We start from the raw sequence: 17,908 nt of genomic DNA, 5'->3' as shown, positions 1-17,908 counted from the left end.
GGGCCTGAACCCGGCGGCAGCAGCGGCGTCAGGCGTAGCCCTTGCGCTGTACGGCACGCAGGGCCAGTGCGCCCAGTGGCACGTTCAGCCAGAAGGTGAGCAGGCGGTAGACGAGCACGGCCGAGGTGGCTGCGCCGGCCGTGACGCCGAGCGCGGTGAGTCCGGCGATGAGGCCGGCTTCGAGGGCACCCAGTCCGCCAGGGACAGGTGCCGCGTTGGCGACGAGGCGCGCCGCCATGTAGACGGCGCCCGCCTGGACGAAGGGAAGATCACCGCCGAACGCCCGCACGCTCAACACGAGTCCGACGACCTGGACGAGGGGCAGGCCCAGCGCGCCGGTGACGAGGAGAGCCAGCTTGGCGGGGTCGGAGGCCACCCCCGTCACGGTCGACGCCGCCGCTCGCAGGAACGGCCACACCTTCTCGCGGAGGAAGCGCCGGCCGGCCGGTGTGACACCGAGCAGACCTCCTGCCGCGAGGGCCAAAGCGATGGCCGGCAGCACATACCGGCCTGCGGGCAAGTGCAGGTGTACTCCGGTGTGGTGCCGTCCGGCCCAGGCGAAGAACCAGGCGGCGAGCACGGCGTTGGAAACGGCGCCGACGAGGCTCTGCAGGCCGACAGAGGCCGTGGCGGCCCCGGTCTCGATCCCCGTCTTCTGCAGGTAGCGCAGGTTGAGCGCCATGCCGCCGACATTGTTCGGGGTGATCCGGTTCAGGAACGAACTGGCGAACTGCACCTCGTACGTGGGGCCGAATGGCAGCCTGGCCGGAATGGTGCCCATTTGCAGGCAGGTGGAGAACACCTGGGAGATGAAGGTAACGGGCAGTACTGCGAGCACCCACCACCAGTCGGCCTTTCGCAACGCGGCCACCACCGCCGGGGCGCTGGCGAACTGCGGCAGTACCAAATGCAGGACAAGGAATGCCCCGACGAGGCCGAAGATGCTCTTCCAGGTGAAGCGCGCCAGGGGCGCGAGGGGAGCCGGCTCGGCACCGGTCGCCTCCACGACCGCGGCGGAGAGGTCACGCAGCAGGCTTGGGCGGCCGCCGGGGCGCACCGCGCGCCGCTTGGCACCCGCTCCCGCCGCTCGCGCGCGGGCCTGGTCGTACCGGGCGACCTCGCGTCGTGCGGGGCCGAGCAGCGCGAGCGGCTGCAGGTAGGGCAGGGCGGTCGCCAGCAGCCGCGGGCCGAGGCCGGCCAGCGCACACCTGGTGGCGCGCGGCACCCCGGCGCGTGTCGCGGTGGTGGCCAGCAGCTCGGCAATGTCGCTGCCGAGCGCGTCGGGCGTGGCGGCCAGCCGGGCTTGTGCGAACGCGATGAGCCGGGGCGCACCGTCCGGCTCGACGAGGATGTGTTCCGGGCGCAGCGCCCGGTGCGCCAGCCGGTGCTTTTGGAGGCGGGCCACGGACGTCCATGTCCCGGTGAGCGTCTGGTCGGTCATTTCCTCGCCCGGGAACGCGGACAGCGGACGGACGGCGTGCTCGACCGTCACCAGGAGTGCGCCGCCCCTGGCCACCGGGTACGCGATCACCGGCTCGGCCGCCCGGGCGCCGGTACGGCCTGCGAACACGAGCATGAGGAGTTCGTGCTCGACCGCGGCGAGTGGGGTATGCGCGTCCGTGTCGGCGGGGTGGCGCAGCAGCGCGAGCCGGGCCAGCCGGTGGAAGAGATCGCGGTTGCGGTCCTCGGGGCCGAGCACCTGCACGGTGAGCCGCGCACCGGTGGTGGTCTCGGCGCCGTAGCGGTCCCCTTCCCCCGAGCGCCGATCGAGGGAAGGCGTCTCCCGCAGCGCGGCGAGCGGGATCCCGCACGCGACGAGTGCGTCGGCGACCGCCTGCGGAGCCGGCCGGTCCACCGGGGCCCCGGCGAGCAGCAGCACGGCAGATCCGGTCACACCTCCTACGGTGAGCGCGGCGACTGTCTCCAGCGGCATGATGGTGGCGGCCGCGACGCTCAGCCCGGCGCACACGACGGTCAGCGTCCACCACGTCCGCCGCAGACGCGTGTCCAGCCACGGGCCTGCCGCCACGACCGCCGCCGCGCAGGCGGCCAGATACGATGCCGGCGGCCAGCCGGCATCCACCAGCGCGCCCCGCCCCACCAGCACCCGCGGCCATACGTCTGGTCTGGTGCGCGTCATGGCCAGCTGGGTGACGGGCCACGAAAGCAGCGCGCCCAGCGCCGCCGCCGGCACGACACGCGGGATCGCGTCGCCCCGCCGCCGGGCGACCAGTACGCCGACGGCCACCACCGGCGCGACGACAGCGACCACCTGCACCGCCCCGATGACACCATCGCGCAATCCCGGCGGTAGGGCGGTCGCCGCGTCGAGCAGCCCCTTCTGCATCCTGCGGGTGGGCGCGAGCGCCACCACGGCCGGCAGCACCGTCACCACCAGCAGGGCGCCGGAGACGAGCAGCCGCGCCAGATCGGCCGCCCGGCGCACGTGGCGCGGCGGCGGAGCGTCGATCACCGGCGTCGCCGGGGTCTGAGCATCTCCGGCGGCAACGGAGAGTGGGAGAATGCCAGGGCGTTCACTCACAGCCGGCCGCCCAGGCGGATCCGGCCTTGGCCATGTCGGCTCCTCGTCGGCGGGCCGAGGCCCGAGGCGGGCTCTGGCGGGCACCGCCGCTTCATCCGACCAACCGATGCGGGCAGACGGGTCCGCTCTTCCGTCATTCGAGCGCGTCCGAGACCGGTCCGCAAACCCACGCCATCCAAGAGCACGTTATGGGGGCTGGTCGGCCTTTGGCGCTCCCCCTCCGCATCCTGCTCGCCATGTGTCCCGCCTTCGGCGACAGCGGCCTCGAAGTCCTGGCCGGGCAGGCGGGGCGTAGGGCAGGTGCGTCGCCCCCTCGCTCTGCCGGAGGCTGTCTGGCAGGGAGTGGATGTCGCGGCGGGTCAAGGCGGTATGTGACCGTCCGATGGCACTGGATCGTCTGGGTGGCTCGGGCCTGAGTGGTTCTTGCCGTTCCGAATGTGGGGACGGCGTCTGCGCTGGACCAGGCATGGAGTTGGTGATGTGGCGGGAGTGACGGCGTGCTGCGTTGTGGTCCCTCAGCACGTGTCGGATTCCAGCGGTCGGCGGACTGCTGGACCAGCATGAATTCGCCGCATCCTCCAGGCCCTCGCGGACCGGCACCGGCTCCTCAACGGCCAGAAACGCCTGTTCGTGCTGGGTTGGTTGGCCGAGCGGCAGCCGGGCCAGTTCAATCTCGCCCAGGGCCCTGCCGTGCCAGGCAGGGCGGCATGAGCAGGTCACCGAGCGGTACACCCTCCTCTCGGCCCTGGTGGTGCGGCCCAGAAGATCGTCCGCAAACAGACCGTTTGCGATCGTCGAAAGGCGGGACGAGTATTTTTTTGGGGCGTGACGACCAGGGCACACCTGATGCCGACGCTGTCGATGTATCGCCCCCCTCCAGCTGTGACGCTCACAGCCGACAAGCGTCACCGTGAACGCTGCGGCGCAGCGAACAGGACCGAACCTGCTCAGTCGGTGGCCTCGGCCCAGCCGACGGGTGGGACATCCAGCCCGGTCGCCTGAGGGGGAGGCTTGAGAACCGTCCCATGGCTTCATGACCGAGGCTTCATGACCGAGTCGATGGTCGCCGTGGGGCGGGAGGCAGAACGGAAGGAGTCTGCCCATGCGGATCGCCGTGGACCTGAATCGATGCCAGGGATACGCACAGTGCGTGTATCTGGCACATGACGTCTTCAGGCTGAATGGTCAAGAGGCGCTCACATATGAGCCGAACCCCGATGACGAATGGCGGCTGCAGGTCGAGCGAGCTGCTGCGGCGTGCCCCGTGCAGGCGATCGTCCTCGACCGCGTGGACGCCGCGGAGCGGGGCGAGACGTCATGACCTTGCGGGCAACGGTCGCAGAGCTGGTGCGCGAGTTCCGGGCCAGCGGCCGGATTGTCATCGTGGGTGCCTCTCTGGCGGGGCTGCGGGCCGCGGAGACCCTGCGCGACGAGGGCTTCACCGGTTCTTTGACCATCATCGGGGACGAGCCGTACGAGCCCTATGACCGTCCGCCGCTGTCGAAGCAGGTGCTCAAGGGCTGGGTGCCGGCCGACCACACCAAGCTGCCCCGCATGCGAGAAGTGGATGCGGACTGGCGGCTCGGGGTGGCCGCCACCGGCCTGGACCGGGTCACCAAGCAGGTGCGCCTGGCCGACGGTGAGCAGGTCCCGTACGACCGGTTGCTGATCGCCACGGGCACCCGCGCACGCCAGTGGCCGAACCCGGACGAGGCCGCCCTGCAGGGGGTCCACACGATTCGCTCGCGTGATGACGCAGAGCAGTTGCAGAAGGCGCTGGCCGAACCGCCGTCGCGGGTCCTGGTCATCGGCGCCGGATTCATCGGCTCGGAAGTGGCCTCCGTCTGCCGGGAACGCGACATCCCGGTGACCGTGGTCGAGCGGGGTTCGGCGCCACTGGTCGGCGCGCTCGGCGGGGTGATCGGGGAGATCGCCGCGCAGATGCAGCGCGACCACGGCGTGGACCTGCGCTGCGGGCTGGGCGTGTCATCACTTGAGGGCGACGGCGCCGGACATGTGCGGCGTGCCGAGCTTTCGGACGGATCCACCGTCGAGGCCGATGTGGTGGTGGCCTCGCTGGGGTCGATCCGCAACGTGGAATGGCTGGAGGGCTCGGGGCTGGCGGCCGGCTTCTGGGGCGTCGGGTGTGACGCCGGTGGTCGTGCCTTCGACATCAACGGGGTGGTCACCGACAGCATCTACGTGGCAGGAGATGTGGCGCGTGCGCCGCATGTGCTGTACGAGTACCAGTTTCTGGCGATGGAGCACTGGGACAACGCCGTTTTCGGTGCCGAGGTCGCGGCGCACAACATGGTGAACCTCGAGCCCCACTATCGCCCGCATCTGCTGCTGCCCGGCTTCTGGTCCGGTCAGTTCGGCGTCAACATAAAGTCCGTCGGTGTGCCGCCTTTCGGTGACGAGATCGTCTTCACACAGGGGTCTGTTGCGGAGCGTCGTTTCGCAGCGGCTTACGGTCACCGGGGTCGGATTGTCGCGGCCGTGACCTTCGATCACGGCAAGTGGCTGGAGTACTACGGGAAGCTGATCGAGCAATCTGGTCCGTTCCCGCCTCCGCCGCCGGGCTGGGACCAGCCGTCCGACATGAAGCCGGTGCCGGCCGAGTTCCCGGACCCGAGGGTCCCGACGGCGGTCCCGGACGTCGTTCTGACCGGCCATGCCCCGAGCGAGCGGACGGCCGAGTTCCGGCCGCGGCGTCACTGACGCGGCCCGCCGGGCCGGCGTGCAAGCGGACAGCACCGACAGGAAGAAGGAGGGGAGCCTCGTGGTCGAGGAAACCCCCTGGCAGCAGGCCCTGCGCTACGCCAACCGCGCCAATCCGTACCCCTTCTACGAGGAGCTGCGCAAGACCCCGGTGGCGCGGCAGCCGGACGGAACCTTTGTCGTCAGCACCTACCGGGAGATCGTCGCGCTGTTGCATGATCCCCGGGTCAGTTCGGACCCACGAAAGTGCCCCGCCCCGGCCGCGGCCCAGGCAGAGAGCTCGGCGGAGCCGATCAGGGAAGTGCTGAGCGAGCCGAACATCATTACCTGCGATCCACCCGAGCACGATCGGGACCGCCGGATGATGATGCCGCACTTCGCCGGCCCGCCCCATGAGCCTCATCTGATCTCCGACCTGGAGCCCGAGATCCGCCGCATCGTCGACGGGCTCCTGGACGACATGAAGGGCAAGAACCGGATCGATGCCGTCGATGACTTCGCCTACCCCCTGCCGGTGACGGTGATCTGCAAGGTCCTGGGCGTGCCGCTGGAGGACGAGCCGCGCTTCCACCAGTGGATCGAGACCGCCCTGGACGCTTTGGACTTCGGCCCCGAGGCCGCCTCCGAAGAGATCCGGAGCCGGCAGGCCGGGGGCCGCCAAGCCGTGCGGGATTTCGGGCAGTTCGCAGCCGGGCTGCTCGACAGGTATGCCGAGCAACCCGGCCCGGGCATGCTCTCGGCGCTGGTGAACGAGGACGGCCCGGAGGGACGGATGTCCAAGGGCGTGCTCGCGAGCAACGCCCTGCTACTGATCTTCGCGGGACACGAAACCACGGTCAATCTCATCGCCCACAGCGTGCTCACCCTGCTGCGGCACCCCGACGCGCTCGAGAAGCTGCGCCGCAGGCCCGAGCTGATCGTGCCCGGGGTGGAGGAACTGCTGCGCTTCGAGTCGTCGGTGCAGTTCTGGCACACCCGCTCCGCCGTGGAGGACATCGACATCGCCGGCACCACGATCCCGAAGGGAGCGCCGATCTTCCTGGTGTACGGCTCGGCAAACCGCGACCCGGCACGGTTCACCGACCCCGGCGAACTCGACCTCGAACGCCGCGACAACCAGCACCTCGGATTCAGCCAGGGCATCCACTTCTGCTTCGGCGCTCCGCTCGCCCGGCTCGAGGTCCAGGTCGCGGTCGGCGAGTTCGTCCGCCGGGTGCAGAACCCCCGGCTCGTCGAGGACCCGCCGCCGTACCGGCACAACCAGATCTTCCGCGGTCCGCGCCACGTCCTGGTCGACATCGACGGCATCCGCGACTAGCCAGTTTCTGCGTGAAGGATCGCTGTGCGGGCTTTTCAACTCGTCGGCTGGGGGCAGCCGCCCGAGCTGCGCGAGATGCCGGTGCCCGTGCCCGGGCCGGGGCTGGTCCTGGTGAAGCAGGTCCAGCCGGGGCTGGTCCTGGTGAAGCAGGTCCTGGTGAAGGTCGGGGGTGCCGGTGCATGCGACTCCGATCTGCACATCATGCAGGCAGCCGCACCGCTACCCGGCATCACGAATCCGCCCTTCACGCTCGGCCATGAGAACGCGGGATGGGTGCAACGGCTGGGGGCGGGTGTCATCGGGTTCGCGCCCGGAGACCCTGTGATCGTTTACGGCTCCTGGGGCTGTGGGGTGTGCGCCACTGCCGACATGGCCGGGAGAAACGTCGTGGGGAGCCGGGCGGCCAAGCCTCCCGAGCCACAGCCGGCAGCCGTATGAAAGCCACACCCAGCTCCCCTGGGTGCCACAACCCTATGAACGGCTGGGGCAGACCCAGGAAGAAGGTAGAGCCGCATGAGGTGTTCGTGAACACCTCATGCGCCACAAAGCCCCGCCCTCTCCACCGAGCAACATGAGGCTGATCGGGTGACGATGGACATAGACGGATGTGACGACGCTGCTCCGAGAAGGAGGCAGGTGCCATGACAGCTCCCTCGCATTCCTCCGGCCCCGTTTCCCCACACGGCACCGAGTCGCAAGAGGGTCCCCTGACCGAAGGCATGGCCGCACTGGCGAACCTGGGCTGGCAGTTCCTGCTCACCATGGGCCTCGCGACCATCGCCCTGGGGGTCGTCGCGCTTGTCTGGCCCGGTGCCACGCTTCGCGTCGTCGGTGTGCTCTTCGGCGTCTACCTGCTTGCCACCGGTGTCTTCCAACTCGCCGCCGCCTTCGGCACCCACGTCCCCCGGCATCTTCGCGTACTGCACTTCATCACCGGCGCGGCCTCCATCCTGCTGGGACTGATCTGCTTCAAGGGCACCCTCGAGTCGATCTTTCTGCTCGCCCTGTGGATCGGCTTCAGCTGGCTCATGCGAGGCACCCTGGAGACGGTTGCCGCGGCCTCCGATCAGACCATGCCGGGGCGCGGCTGGCACGTGGCCTTCGGCATCATCGGCACTATGGCCGGCATCGTGATGATCATCATGCCGTTCGCATCCATCGCGACACTCACACTGGTGGTGGGCGTCATGGCCATAGTTCTGGGTCTGACCGAGGTGGTCCGCGCCATCCGGACACGCGTCGAGATCGGCCATCTCGCTCCCGGCACGGCCACCCAGCGGCGCCCTCTGTTCCACGCACGTGCGCACCCCCAGCACTGATCGGCCGCCGGAGGCGTTCTCGGGTATCGGCTCATCAGGGCCGTACTCACCTACCGTCCGAGTCTGAGGAGTGAAGAAGTCGTCCACGATGTGACCGCCACGGCGGCGGCATCGGAGCTGCGCGGATCAGGGACCGAGCGCGCTGGGCCTCCCTGGTCGGGCTGCCGGCTCAAGGAACCACTCAAAGACTGCTGAGGCCTTGGGGTACGAGTACCGCGCGAACTCCTCCCCGTCCCGGCCACGAAAAGCGCGAACAGCGTATTGAACGGCTCGAGTGACACGGGCAGGCTCGGCGCGCATGCGTCTGTCGCGTCTGCCTTGCGAGGGCGGATCACCGACTGCGTCGGCCACAGAAGCCTGACCGGCCGGAAAATGCCGAGTCGCACGGCGGACGGATGCGGGATTGCGGCGGATCAGGCAGATGGGGTCCGACGAACGGGCGAGTGGGAAGAGACGGCCGTGCCTGTCGGGTGCGGACCCTTCACCGGCGGACGGCGGAGGGCTTGCCGGTGCGGCAGGCGGGTGACGGTGCTGAACCGTGCTGCGCGGCGGCGCAAATGCCGGTGGCCGGGAGCGGGTGCGGGGCGAGCCCGTGGACCCGTGGTCCGGTAGAAGATCCGCTTGCCGAGCTCGACGAGGAGCAGGTAGACGACGACCATGGCGGCCACGGCGGCGAAGAAGGCGGTCGGCAGTTGTTGGAAGCCCAAAACGTCGGCCAGGGGAGTGGCCGGCAGGGCGGCGCCGAGGGCGACGACCCCCAGCGCGGTCAGTGTCAGGGGCAGGCTGGGACGACTGCGCCAGAACGGGATGCGCCGGGTGCGGATGGCGAAGATCACCAGGGTCTGCGTGGCGAGGGACTCCACGAACCAGCCGGTGTGGAACTGGGCGGCGTCGGCGTGGAAGACGCCCAGCATCACGGCGAAGGTGACGAAGTCGAACAGCGAGCTGATCGGTCCGAAACAGATCATGAAGCGCCGGATGAAGGCGATGTCCCAATGCGCGGGGCGGCGTACCTGCTCCCCGTCGACCTCGTCGGTGGGGATGGCGAGCTGACTGGTGTCGTACAGCAGGTTGTTGAGCAGGATCTGGGAGGGCAGCATTGGCAGGAACGGCAGGAACAGCGAGGCGCCGGCCGCGCTGAACATGTTCCCGAAGTTGCTGGACGTGCCCATCAGTACGTACTTGATGGTGTTGGCGAAGATCCGCCGCCCCTCGGCGACCCCGTCCGCCAGGACGCCGAGGTCCTTCTCCAGCAGGATGACGTCGGCTGCGTCCTTGGCCACGTCGGTGGCCGAGTCCACCGAGATGCCCACGTCGGCGGCGTGCAGCGCGAGGGCGTCGTTGACGCCGTCGCCGAGGAAGGCGACGTCGCCGCCGGTCTTCCGCTGGATCCGCACGATGCGCGCCTTGTGCTCGGGGCTGACCCGGGCGAAGACGGTGGTGTCGCGGATGGCGGAGGTGAGCTGATCGTCGTCCATGGTGTCCAGGTCGGTCCCGGTCAGCACGGCGGCGTCGGTCAGCCCCAGGTCGTGGCAGACCTTGGCGGCCACCGTGGGGTTGTCCCCGGTCAGGATCTTCACCGTGATACCGAGCGCGTCCAGTCGCCTCAGCGCCTCGGACGCGTCGGGTTTGGGCGGGTCGAGGAAGACCAGCAGACCGGCCAGACGGAGGTCCCGCTCGTCGGCGGCACTGAGGGCAGTGGCGGGCTGGGCGGGCCGGGTCGCCACCGCGACGACTCGGTTCCCGGCGGCGAACTCCGCGTCCAGCGCCTCGCGGGTCGGCTCGGGGACCTCCGCGCAACGTTCCAGTACCGTCTCCGGCGCGCCCTTGGTGATGAGCAGGGTGTCACCGGCGGGATCGGTGACGGTGACGGTGACCATGCGCCGCTCGTGGTCGAAGGGCAGGACGTCGGCCCGCTTCCAGCCGCTGAGCACCGGGCGCTGGGCGGCCGCGGCCGGGGAGTCCCACAGCGCGTCGTCGAGCGGGCTTCCGCCCACCGGCCGGCCTTGGCCGTCCACGTCCGATTCGGTGCACAGCAGTGCCCGGTGCAGCACTTCCTCCGCCGAGGTGCCGGTGACGGGTACGGCCCGGATGAAGTCGATGCGGCCCTGGGTGAGCGTTCCGGTCTTGTCGGTGAACAGCACATCGACGTCACCGAGGTCCTCGATGCACACCAGCCGCTTGACCAGCACCTTGCGCCGGCTCATCCGCCGGGAGCCCGCGGCCAGACTGGTGGAGACGACCGCGGGCAGCAGTTGCGGGGTGATGCCGACCGCGATGGCCAGTGAGAACAGCAGGGCGTCGATCAGCGGCTTGTGCAGTGCGACGTTGATGATGAAGATCGACGTGGTCAGTGCCCCGGCGACGTAGACCAGGAGCATGGAGAAGCGGCGCAGCCCCACCTGGAACTCCGTCTCCAGCTGGTGTCCGCCCAGGCCGGCGGCGATCTTCCCGAACTCGGCCTCGGCGCCGGTGGCGACCACGACACCGCGGCCGCTTCCCGCGTGGATCACGGTGCCCATCAGGGCGCAGCCGGACAGCTCCGCCAGCGGCGTGCCGGCCGGGACCGGGGCGGTGTCCTTCGCGACCGGCAACGACTCGCCGGTCAGCACCGACTCGCTGCACTCGAGCCCGGCTGTCTGAAGCAGCCGCAGATCCGCGGGCACGATGTCGCCGAGCCGCAGCTCGACCACATCACCGGGGACCAGGGTGCTGACCTCCACCTCCTGTGGTCGCCCGTCCCGCAGCACGACCACGCGGTGCCGGATCTTCGCGTGCAGCGACTGGGCGGTCTTCTCCGCCCGGAACTCGTTGACGAAACCAAGGCCGACGGAGAGCGCGACGATCACCGCGATGATCACGGCGTCGCTGCGCTCCCCCACGAAGTACGACACGACGGCCGCGGCCAGCAGCAGGCCGAGCAGGGGGGACCGCAGCTGATGCCACAGCACCAGCCACGCCCGAGCTCGGTGGGAGTGGACGGCGTTCGGGCCCCAGCGCTTCAGCCGTCGTGCCGCTTCCTCCGAGGACAGGCCGCCTTCCGGCACCTGGAGATCACGGAGCACCTGCGCGGTGGGCAGGGCGGCCGCCGAGACGGCACGCCCCTCGGCCATCGGCCTCGCCCCGACAGTGGTCACCATCAGCGCCCACCGCCTGGGCGTGTGCCCTCCCGCACAGGGAAACGCACACAGCTGGATGAACGTCCGGCAGTGCTGAGCCGACGGGAGGACGGGCGCGCGCACGGATCATCTGGCAGTAACCTCACCATCCCACCCTCCACCCTTCGCCGACACACCTTCATGGGCCTTCTGGCCCTGTCTCCGGGACCTGCTGCCCGCCGTGCGGCGTGCTCCGGTCAGTCGGTGTGACGGCGATGAGACCGCCCGACGAGTGAGGCAGCCCGCTGGACGACGGCCCATTGCAGCGGTCGCCATCCGGTGGGCGCGACGCCCGGCCGATGGCGGGGAACCCATACCCGCAGCGTCCGGGGACTGATCCGGCACCGCACGGGAGTCCGCAGGGTGACGGCTTCGCCGTCGAGCCCGACGGGGACGACCGGGGCGTCGGCGTGGATGACGACGTCATCGGGTGTCGCCAGCCGGGTCAGCCCGTGCGTCTGCCCGCTTCGCAGCCTGGCGGCCGTTTCGGCGGGCGTCTCCGCCCTGGCGGTCAGTACTCCCAGGAGCCCGGAGTCGAGCTGTGCCCGCCTGTCGAGCCCGGCCGGGTCGTCGAGTTGGTAGGGATTGTTGCTCACCAGCACGGCATCCGGCCGGTCCACAGTGAGCAGCCCTGCGCGTACCAGCAGCTCCGGACCCTCGTGGCGGGCCAGGAAGTCCGGGAGGATCCGTACCATCGTGCCGATCTTGTCCTCCCGGTAGGCCGGGTCCTGCACCAGGGCGGCATACGCGCCGAACGACACGTTGTTGACGAATGCCCGCTCGCCTGCGTACCCGAGATCCACGCGCAGCTCGACGCCGTCCCTGAGGGCCTCCAGCGCGGCCGAAGGGTCGTCGCGGTCCAGGCCGAGATCCATCGCGAAGTGGTTGCGGGTACCCGCCGGAATGACCACGAAAGGCAGGCCGCTCGCTGCGGCCACCTCGGCCACAAGTGCCTGTGTGCCGTCTCCGCCGGCCACCCCGAGCAGGTCCGCACCGTCATCCACGGCGCGTCGCGCGACAGTCGCCAGGTCCTGGGGCAGGCAATGATCGATCACGAAAACCTGAGCTCCGAACGCACGGGCTCGTTCCGCTATCCGGAACCGGCTTGCTTTCCCCCCGCCCGAACGCGGATTCACGATCAGATAGGGCCGTCGCGCGCCGGTCGCAGGTCGCGACGCGCTCTCGGTCACGGCACGTACCGACAAGCCGCATGCATCGGCCCGGCGCACATCAAGAGCGACAACGGGACTGCCGCGATCACACCCGCAGCCGGCGGCGCCGTCCCCCACCGGGCCGACGCTCCGGCGATCGCACGTGTGGCCACCGCCACCATGACGCTCCTTCGACAGTTGCGGCCTACGGCACCAGCTTGCAGCGCGGCCTGAGCATCCGCACCTGGGACGTACCTGGTCGACCCGCCACCGCCGTTGAGATCCACCGTGCATGGACCGGTCCCCGCAACGCGCCCACCACCGCCGCCGAGCCCACGCCTCTCCCCATCCTGCGTGCCCCGGGGTCGGAAGGCGCCCGGATCAGGATGTGGCGATTTGTGCCGGCCGCCGTAGCCGGCCACGGCCGCCTCGGCGGCGATCCATGGGGGACGGCCGAGGCATCCGCCGGTTGTGTCCGCCTGCTCCCATGTCGGCCGGCGGCGACTTGACGCTGCCCGTGTCAGAGGCCGGCACGTATGACAACGCGGGGAGATCACGTCTCTCCGGGTGAGGAGCCTCCTCGTTTCCCGAGACTGCGGCTGGGCACCCAGTGCCCATGGCGACGCGTCCGGTTCCGGTGCGAACCATCCTCGCCACAATCGGTCTGGTGCTCGCCACCTACGTCGTACTCGAGTTGGTGGTGCAGGCTCGCCGGGTCTTGATCTGGGCGGTCATCGCATCGTTCCTGGCCGTCTCCCTTCACCCCGCGGTCGAGGCGCTGCAGCGACGGGTGCCGCGGTGCCGACGGTCGGTGGCCACCTTGCTGGTCTTTCTGGCTGCGGCCGCGGCCGTTGGCGCGGTGGTCGCCCTGTTCGTCATCCCCCTGGCTCAGGAGGGAAGCCGGTTCGCCGGCCATCTGCCCGTGATGATCAGGGACGCCCGGGCCGGCCGCGGGCCGGTCGGAAACCTGCTGGAGCGGATCCACGCTCTGCGGTATGTCCAGCGGCATCAGGCGCAGATTCGCGCGTTCGCCACCGGGCTGAGCAGGCCTGCCTTGAGGTTCATCCGCAGTGCTACGACCACCGTGACAGGCGCTCTCACCATTTTTGTCCTGGCCTATCTGATGGTGCTGGAGGGCCCCAAGGCGATAGATCGGTCCCTGGCGCTCGTGGACGACGCACCCGCGGCCCGCATACGCCGCGTCGGAGCCGCGTGCGCCCGTACTGTCAACGGCTACCTGACCGGAAACTTGCTGATCAGCGTCATCTGCGGGCTCCTGACCTACGTGGTGCTGCTGGTTTCCGGAGTGCCGTTCGCCGGCCTGCTGGCCCTCTTCGTCGCCGTGACCGACCTCATTCCCTTGGTGGGGGCCACCATAGGGGCTGTCGTCGCCTCCTCAGTGGCGTTCGTTCATTCCTTGCCGGCCGGCATCGGAGCCATCGTCTTCTTCATCGTCTATCAGCAGGCCGAGAACCACCTCCTGCAACCGGTCATCCTGTCTCGAACGGTCAAACTCAACCCCCTCACCGTGCTGCTGGCCATCCTGATCGCCGCCGAAGTCGCCGGGATACTCGGTGCCCTGCTGGCGATTCCCGTCACCGGCATCATCCAAGTCGTCCTCGGTGACATCTGGGCTCACCGCGGCGGTCGGCGGCTGGGGCTGCCGATGCGGGCAGACAGCAGCCCCGAGAACGCCGACCGGTCCGACGCCGCCGAATGACCGCCGTATGGAATCCATGCCCGCGGCTGGTGTAGAGGAGGGTGCAGGTGCCGTGGTGGCTGAGGCCGGCGAGGGCGGGCTGGTCGATGCGGACCAGGTGGTGGAAGGGCCAGCTCTGGCCGCCGTGGGTGTGCCCGGAGAGCTGGAGGTCGATGCCGCCGGACGCCGCCTGGCCGACGAACTCGTCAGGTGCTCCTGGGCGGTAACACTCCTACGTCTCCAGGTACCTGATGTTCCGTCAGGCAAGTCAGCATTTCGTCGGCATCGGTCCTGGCGCATTCCGCGAAGAGTGTCCGAGCAGGTGCATGGTCGGCGACGTCACAACGACCTGGTTCGCGCGAAAGCCCAGGCAGGGAGCCTGCTCGCCAGAGCGAAGCGATGTTCCTGACAATCGTCGGCTCCGACGCGAGGGCGGGTCAGTCGTCCGGCTGTGCCTCCTCTGGCTTCACCCGGTCCTCCTGTTCCTCCTCTTCCTCCTCCAGTTCCTCCATCAGACGGATGCCCTCGTGCGTCAGCGAGACGGTGGCGGGGGTGTGGTGTGATGTCCAGTCCACGCTGATCAGACCCTCGTCGGTCAGATAGGCGCAGGCGGCGGAGAGGTCCTCGTCGGGCAGGGCCAGCTCGGCGCGCAGCGCCGATCCATTGACCTCGGGGCGGTTGCGCTCGACGGCCCCGTACAGGGATCGCAGGACCGCCTTCCGGTTGTTCTTGCGTTCGCGGAGTTTCGTCATGGTTGTCGTTCTCCGGTTTGACGGCCGCGCGGCGACGAGGCGACGGCGGATCCTCGGGCCGCTCGGATCCGGGTCACACCTCGTCGGTGTGTGTCTGTGTCTGCTCTGTCGAGGTGCTGGTCGTGAGCCAGGACTGTGCGGGTTCCGCCGCTTGAGCGGTGTCGAGGGTGATGTGGAGCCGGGTCCCTCCTGCGCGGCCCGAGGGATAGCTGCGCTGCTCGGTCGAGGCGAAGCAGTGCCGGAGCACTTCGGCGACGCGCCGGGCGACCTCAGGCGTCGCGGCCACGATGCGGACCTCGGCGTGGCCTTCGGAGGGAAAGGGCTCGTGCTTCATACGGACCTCCTGGCAGGTGAGGGTGCAACCCCGACTGAGGTCGCTGCCGACCCGTCGTCGGTGCGGACTGCGGCGCGTCACCACGGCCACCCCCTTCTTGAAGGGTATGCCGGGCAAGGGAGCGTGCGTGCCACGACCGACCCCTCGCGGAAGACCGGTGCTCTCCCGGAACGGGCCGTCGCAGTCGTCGCCGCCGCGCCACCGTGGCGGGCCCGGCCGGGAGTACGGTGGAGACACCGAGGGCATGCCGCGCACCGGCTCCGGCACCGGTGCCGCTCTCGGTGATCGGCGACGCCGGGTGGGCCCTGGTCCGCGCCCGGGGCAGGGTTCGACCCATGAGCGCGCACATGCTCCTCCCGACGACCTCGAACCTCCCCGCGCCCCAGCCGGCACCCGGCAGGTCGCACACGCGCAGGCCGGGTCGACCGATGCGGGAGCGGGGATCCTCGCCCCACGAAGGAGAACGCCTCCGCCCGCTGACGCGCGGCCAGGTGGAGGACCGCCTGCAGGAGCTGGGTGACCTGTACGCGGAGGTCTCCGGCGGCGGCCCCTGGGCGTGGAACGAGGCGCGTGCCGCCTTCCTGCGACACCTCGCGGCCGACGCACGACGACCGGGGTTCTCGCTGCTGATCGCGGAGACCACGGTCCTGACCGGATGCGCCTACGGCTTTCCCGTGGGCGGCGCCGGTCCGTGGTGGGCGGGCTTCGACGGAGACGTCCGGGAGAGCCTGCTCCGCCGCGTCGCCCCCGGGCGGCTCTTCGTCGTCTCCGGCATCGTCGTCCCGTCCCGCGTGCGCCGGGAGAACCAGGGCCGTGCCTGGAACCTCGCCCGGCGCCTGCAGCGGCGACTGCTCGCCGACCACGGCGCCGCGCTCGGAGTCACGTTGGTGGAAGCCCGGGACGCCGGGATGGTTGAGACGTTGAGGTCGTGGGGGTGGCGGAGCGCCGGAGACGACACCCGCACGGCCGGACCGCCCGGCTCGTGCCGCGTGCTGGTGCTGACTGCGGGGGCGTGAGCAGCGCCGTCATCGATCACGGCCCGCCCCGGTCAGCGCAGGGCGAGGAGGGCGATGTCGTCGGTGCTGCCGGGTGGCATCCGGGCGGACAGCTGGTCGCACAGGGTGTGCAGCGGTTCGTGCGCGAGGCGAGGGCATGGCGGCGCAGTCGGCCGAGCCCGCTGTCCAGGTCGCTGCCCGGAGGCTCGATCAGGCCGTCGGTGTACAACAGGAGCGTTGGCCCCGGCGGCAGGGCGCGAGCGGCACTCGGACGATGACTGCCGACGCCCAGGTGGGTTCCGGGAATCAGTCCCTGCCCGGCTTCGAGGTACTGCGTGTTCCCGCCGGGGCCGGCAGCAGGGGCGGCGGGTGCCCGGCACTGGGCCAGCGAAGCGTCCAGGGCCCCGTGTCCCGGCCTTCCAGCCGGGCGAGGACAGGGTGGCCATCGCACGGTCGTGATGGCGTGCATGGCGTCGTCGAGGCGGTCCACGACGGCACCGGTCGGCCCGGTGTGGTCCCAGGCGAGGGAGCGCAGGATGTCCTGCAGCTGAGCCATGCCGGCCGCGGCGGTCGGATCGTGGCCCACGACGTCGCCGATGACGAGGGCGAGCGTGCCGTCCCTCAGCGTGAACGCGTCGTACCAGTCGCCACCGACCTGCGAGCCGGACGGAGAGGGCTGGTACCGGGCGGCCAGCTGGACCCGGCCGTGCTCGGGCAAACTGAGCGCGCTGCCGACGGTACCGGACAGGAGCAGGGCGGGGTCTGGACGAGCGGTTCCCGGGAGCGCTGCAGGAACGCCTGCCCGAGCAGCCGACCCCTCCGCACGAAGGCACCCCCCGGTGCGAAATACTCTCCCGATGGGTTCACGCACTTCCCCGATCAGTCAGCCGATCACCATACGGAGGGCCGTCGCGCGGGATGCCAAACGGCTCACACGGCTCGTGCGTGGCTCAGGCGCCTACGAGGGTAAGTACGCAGCCGCAGTCGCGGGCTACCGGGTCGGTCCTGATTACATCGAGGCCCACCGCGCCTTCGTGGCCGTCGGCTCCGACGAGCACGGAGGCCGGATCCTCGGGTTCTACTCGCTCGTCCTCGCTCCACCGGAGCTCGACCTGCTGTTCGTCGCCGACGAAGCGCAAGGACGGGGCATTGGACGACTGCTCGTCGCGCACATGCAGTCCGAGGCCCGTGCCGCCGGGCTCGACCGTGTCATGGTCGTGTCGCACCTTCCCGCCGAGGACTTCTACCACCGCGTCGGTGCAGTACGGACCGGGACCGCCCTCGCGAAGCCGCCCGCCGTCCTGTGGGACCGTCCCGAATTCGAGTTTCGCATTCCTTCGGAATGACGCGGTGGCGGTTCGCAGGGCACCGGCTTCGCCTGCATGGGGCGCTCCGTGTGCCGTCGTCTCTGCCCTGACGAGGGGATCGCCCGCGCCGGCGGCCTCTCCCTCACCCGAGGCCGACGATCTGGAAGAGGCGTGCGACGGAGGCACTGGGTGCTGCCAGTCGTAGCCGGCCCCCCGCGCTTCGCGCGGTTCGGTGGGTGGTGAGGAGAGTGTTGACGCCGCTGGAGTCCATGATCGTGACGCCGTCGAGGTCCAGCACCGTCCGGTACGAGGCGGCGCCGTGAGCAGCTGCGGCATCGAAAAGCTGAGGGGCATGGTCCCGGTCGATTTCGCCGCAGACCTCGCTACGCCGAGGCCCTCGAAGCAGGCGCGCGTGATCGACAAGCGGTTGCATTCTGGTGGCCCGTCGATGCCTTCCACGTTCTCCTCAACAACCGTCACCGACGTCGGCATCCTTGCGCTTCCGGACGGAAAGCAGCCTGCGCGTGGTGCTGGTGATGCACCGCGATGGAGATGACGATCGCCTTGGCTGATGACGGAGCCAGCATCGCCGAAGCCCGCCACCGAGCCGCA

Annotated in this window: 15 protein-coding genes and 1 pseudogene; 8 read left to right on the top strand and 8 right to left on the bottom strand. The window is 70.0% G+C overall.

From position 1 onward, the window contains the following. Positions 1-28 precede the first annotated feature (28 nt). Positions 29-2,473: a flippase-like domain-containing protein gene (locus ACZ5NH_RS31885; protein ID WP_468780134.1), complete on the bottom strand. Its 2,445-nt coding sequence runs from the start codon at positions 2,471-2,473 to the stop codon at positions 29-31. A gap of 1,171 nt (positions 2,474-3,644) precedes the next feature. On the opposite strand from ACZ5NH_RS31885, the gene ACZ5NH_RS31880 reads away from it, so the two are divergent. The 5 genes from ACZ5NH_RS31880 (at position 3,645) to ACZ5NH_RS31860 (ending at position 7,900) form a co-directional block, all read left to right on the top strand. Next, complete coding sequence (locus ACZ5NH_RS31880; protein WP_468780132.1) at positions 3,645-3,863, top strand: ferredoxin; 219 nt, start codon at positions 3,645-3,647, stop codon at positions 3,861-3,863. Further along, positions 3,860-5,263: an NAD(P)/FAD-dependent oxidoreductase gene (locus tag ACZ5NH_RS31875; RefSeq protein ID WP_468780130.1), complete on the top strand. Its 1,404-nt coding sequence runs from the start codon at positions 3,860-3,862 to the stop codon at positions 5,261-5,263. Before ACZ5NH_RS31880 ends, ACZ5NH_RS31875 begins: the two co-directional genes overlap by 4 nt. Positions 5,264-5,324: 61 nt before the next feature. Then, positions 5,325-6,581 carry a cytochrome P450 gene (locus ACZ5NH_RS31870; RefSeq protein WP_468780128.1) on the top strand — a complete coding sequence of 419 codons (1,257 nt, stop codon included), beginning with the start codon at positions 5,325-5,327 and terminating at the stop codon, positions 6,579-6,581. A gap of 24 nt (positions 6,582-6,605) precedes the next feature. Continuing rightward, entirely contained in the window at positions 6,606-7,019 is a 414-nt protein-coding gene (locus tag ACZ5NH_RS31865) for an alcohol dehydrogenase catalytic domain-containing protein (protein WP_468780126.1), read from the top strand. Between the two features lie 203 nt (positions 7,020-7,222). After that, complete coding sequence (locus ACZ5NH_RS31860) at positions 7,223-7,900, top strand: HdeD family acid-resistance protein (protein WP_388633019.1); 678 nt, start codon at positions 7,223-7,225, stop codon at positions 7,898-7,900. Positions 7,901-8,313: 413 nt separating this feature from the next. Here ACZ5NH_RS31860 and mgtA read toward each other — a convergent pair whose 3' ends face one another. Together mgtA and ACZ5NH_RS31850 are read right to left on the bottom strand one after the other, a co-directional pair. After that, entirely contained in the window at positions 8,314-11,040 is a 2,727-nt protein-coding gene (gene mgtA, locus ACZ5NH_RS31855) for a magnesium-translocating P-type ATPase (protein WP_468780124.1), read from the bottom strand. A 215-nt stretch (positions 11,041-11,255) separates the two neighbouring features. Next, on the bottom strand, positions 11,256-12,347 hold the full coding sequence (locus tag ACZ5NH_RS31850; RefSeq protein WP_468780122.1) for a diacylglycerol/lipid kinase family protein: 1,092 nt from the start codon (positions 12,345-12,347) through the stop codon (positions 11,256-11,258). A gap of 478 nt (positions 12,348-12,825) precedes the next feature. On the opposite strand from ACZ5NH_RS31850, the gene ACZ5NH_RS31845 reads away from it, so the two are divergent. Beyond that, on the top strand, positions 12,826-13,929 hold the full coding sequence (locus ACZ5NH_RS31845) for an AI-2E family transporter (protein WP_468780120.1): 1,104 nt from the start codon (positions 12,826-12,828) through the stop codon (positions 13,927-13,929). A gap of 10 nt (positions 13,930-13,939) precedes the next feature. Here ACZ5NH_RS31845 and ACZ5NH_RS31840 read toward each other — a convergent pair. From ACZ5NH_RS31840 to ACZ5NH_RS31830, 3 genes and pseudogenes are all read right to left on the bottom strand, one after another. Next, a pseudogene (locus tag ACZ5NH_RS31840) lies at positions 13,940-14,113 on the bottom strand (metallophosphoesterase); the annotation flags it as partial. 232 nt (positions 14,114-14,345) lie between these two features. Then, positions 14,346-14,660, bottom strand: coding sequence for a hypothetical protein (locus ACZ5NH_RS31835; protein WP_384426557.1), 315 nt, complete (start codon positions 14,658-14,660; stop codon positions 14,346-14,348). Positions 14,661-14,733: 73 nt separating this feature from the next. Then, the gene (locus ACZ5NH_RS31830) at positions 14,734-14,994 is read right to left on the bottom strand and encodes a hypothetical protein (RefSeq protein ID WP_468780118.1); all 261 of its coding nucleotides are present in this window, start codon (positions 14,992-14,994) and stop codon (positions 14,734-14,736) included. A gap of 335 nt (positions 14,995-15,329) precedes the next feature. On the opposite strand from ACZ5NH_RS31830, the gene ACZ5NH_RS31825 reads away from it, so the two are divergent. Then, the gene (locus ACZ5NH_RS31825) at positions 15,330-16,010 is read left to right on the top strand and encodes a hypothetical protein (RefSeq protein WP_468780116.1); all 681 of its coding nucleotides are present in this window, start codon (positions 15,330-15,332) and stop codon (positions 16,008-16,010) included. 16 nt (positions 16,011-16,026) lie between these two features. Here ACZ5NH_RS31825 and ACZ5NH_RS31820 read toward each other — a convergent pair whose 3' ends face one another. Further along, on the bottom strand, positions 16,027-16,707 hold the full coding sequence (locus ACZ5NH_RS31820) for a PP2C family protein-serine/threonine phosphatase (RefSeq protein WP_468780114.1): 681 nt from the start codon (positions 16,705-16,707) through the stop codon (positions 16,027-16,029). A 139-nt stretch (positions 16,708-16,846) separates the two neighbouring features. On the opposite strand from ACZ5NH_RS31820, the gene ACZ5NH_RS31815 reads away from it, so the two are divergent. Next, positions 16,847-17,335 carry a GNAT family N-acetyltransferase gene (locus ACZ5NH_RS31815; protein WP_388633038.1) on the top strand — a complete coding sequence of 163 codons (489 nt, stop codon included), beginning with the start codon at positions 16,847-16,849 and terminating at the stop codon, positions 17,333-17,335. A gap of 103 nt (positions 17,336-17,438) precedes the next feature. Here ACZ5NH_RS31815 and ACZ5NH_RS31810 read toward each other — a convergent pair whose 3' ends face one another. Next, positions 17,439-17,729 carry an STAS domain-containing protein gene (locus tag ACZ5NH_RS31810; RefSeq protein ID WP_468780112.1) on the bottom strand — a complete coding sequence of 97 codons (291 nt, stop codon included), beginning with the start codon at positions 17,727-17,729 and terminating at the stop codon, positions 17,439-17,441. Positions 17,730-17,908 lie beyond the last annotated feature (179 nt).

The organism is Streptomyces sp. NPDC031426, from assembly GCF_055581585.1.
The sequence above is the reverse complement of the archived record's forward strand: the minus strand, read 5'-3'. Positions and strand labels throughout refer to the sequence as shown.

Excerpts from the sequence above, each read along its gene's own strand:
- ACZ5NH_RS31880 (WP_468780132.1), top strand. The coding sequence starts at position 3,645 with ATGCGGATCGCCGTGGACCTGAATCGATGCCAGGGATACGCACAGTGC.
- ACZ5NH_RS31875 (WP_468780130.1), top strand. The coding sequence starts at position 3,860 with ATGACCTTGCGGGCAACGGTCGCAGAGCTGGTGCGCGAGTTCCGGGCC.
- ACZ5NH_RS31860 (WP_388633019.1), top strand. The coding sequence starts at position 7,223 with ATGACAGCTCCCTCGCATTCCTCCGGCCCCGTTTCCCCACACGGCACC.
- mgtA (WP_468780124.1), bottom strand. The coding sequence starts at position 11,040 with ATGGTGACCACTGTCGGGGCGAGGCCGATGGCCGAGGGGCGTGCCGTC.
- ACZ5NH_RS31845 (WP_468780120.1), top strand. The coding sequence starts at position 12,826 with ATGGCGACGCGTCCGGTTCCGGTGCGAACCATCCTCGCCACAATCGGT.
- ACZ5NH_RS31835 (WP_384426557.1), bottom strand. The coding sequence starts at position 14,660 with ATGACGAAACTCCGCGAACGCAAGAACAACCGGAAGGCGGTCCTGCGA.
- ACZ5NH_RS31830 (WP_468780118.1), bottom strand. The coding sequence starts at position 14,994 with ATGAAGCACGAGCCCTTTCCCTCCGAAGGCCACGCCGAGGTCCGCATC.
- ACZ5NH_RS31825 (WP_468780116.1), top strand. The coding sequence starts at position 15,330 with ATGAGCGCGCACATGCTCCTCCCGACGACCTCGAACCTCCCCGCGCCC.
- ACZ5NH_RS31815 (WP_388633038.1), top strand. The coding sequence starts at position 16,847 with ATGGGTTCACGCACTTCCCCGATCAGTCAGCCGATCACCATACGGAGG.
- ACZ5NH_RS31810 (WP_468780112.1), bottom strand. The coding sequence starts at position 17,729 with ATGCAACCGCTTGTCGATCACGCGCGCCTGCTTCGAGGGCCTCGGCGT.